The 1215-nt window shown below is 75.3% G+C and carries 2 protein-coding genes; both read right to left on the bottom strand.

Translation table 11 applies throughout. The features are described from left to right. Positions 1-759, bottom strand: a 759-nt coding sequence (locus FV222_RS26625; RefSeq protein ID WP_147816128.1) for an MFS transporter, incomplete at its 3' end; no start/stop codon positions are given. A 105-nt stretch (positions 760-864) separates the two neighbouring features. Beyond that, positions 865-1215 (bottom strand): 2-oxo-4-hydroxy-4-carboxy-5-ureidoimidazoline decarboxylase (gene uraD, locus FV222_RS26630; RefSeq protein ID WP_147816130.1); only part of this gene is annotated, 351 nt, incomplete at its 5' end.

A 1215-nucleotide genomic window follows, 5' to 3' on the forward strand; every position in this document is an offset into this window, starting at 1 on the left:
CGCCAGCCCGGCCTCGCGCGGGCCGCCCTCCCCCCGGGCCTCGATCAGCGGTGCGAGGTGCGGGAAGATGCCGAACACCGCGATCGCCTCGACGAACACCGCCGCGAACAGCACGCGGGCGCGGGGGTCGGCGACGATCGTCCGGTAGCGCGTGAGCGCCAGGCCGAATTCGGGGCGCCGCGGCGGGAGGCGCTGGCTCCGGTCGAAGCCGAACAGCGTCGCGGCGCAGCCGAGCACGGCGACGGCGGCGTTGATCGCGAACACCCCGTGCCAGCCGACCCGCCCCTCGATCAGCCCGGCGAAGGTCGAGCCGGAAAGCTGGCCGAGGATGACCGCGACGAGGAACCGGCCGATCGCCACCTGCCGGCGCTCCATCGGCACCCGGTCGCCCATCAGGGCGAGCGCCAGCGGGATCACCCCGCCGGCGGCCGCGCCCGCCACCATCCGCAGGCCGAACAGCAGGCGCAGGTCCTGGGCCAGGGCGCAGCCGGCGAGCGCCACGACCAGCACCGCGAGGCAGGCGGCGATGACCCGCTCCTTGCCGACCGCGTCGCCCACCGGCCCGAGGATCGGCTGGATCAGCGCGTAGGGCAGCGCGAAGGCGGTCGAGAGCAGGGCCACGGTGTGGGCGTCGCTGCCGAGGTCGCGCGCCAGCACGCCGACCAGCGGCTCGACCGAGCGCCATGCGAAGGTGCTGGAGAAGCCCGCCGCGGCGAGCACCAGGATCAGGCGAGCGGTCGAGGCGGTGGAGGCCGTCATGCGCCGTGGCTCGGGAACGCCCGGCGGCAGGGGCCGGACCGTGCCCGGCCTAGCCGACATCCGCCCGGTTTGCATCCCCGTCGCTGCCTTCGCCGGCGGACGCCGTCACCCGGCGGAGCCGACGATCCGGTCGAGGCGCATGCGCGTGATCGTCGCGATCTCGCTTAGCGCCGCCTCGGCCTCGGTGTCCGCGTCGCGGGCCAGCCTCTGCTCGAACACCTCCAGGATCGCCTCCCGGCTCCGGCCGCGGACCGCGATGATGAACGGGAAGCCGAACTTTTCGCGGTAGGCCGCGTTCAGCCGGTCGAAGCGGTCGAAGTCGGCGACGGTGAGGGCGTCCAGCCCGGCGCTGCCCTGCTCGGCGACCGAGTCCGCCGTCATCTGCCGTGCCCGCGCCGCGGCGCCCGCGAGTTCGGGGTGCCCGTTGAGGAAGGCGAGCCGTTCCGCCGCGGGCGC

Source organism: Methylobacterium sp. WL103 (assembly GCF_008039885.1).
Lineage (GTDB): Bacteria > Pseudomonadota > Alphaproteobacteria > Rhizobiales > Beijerinckiaceae > Methylobacterium > Methylobacterium cerastii.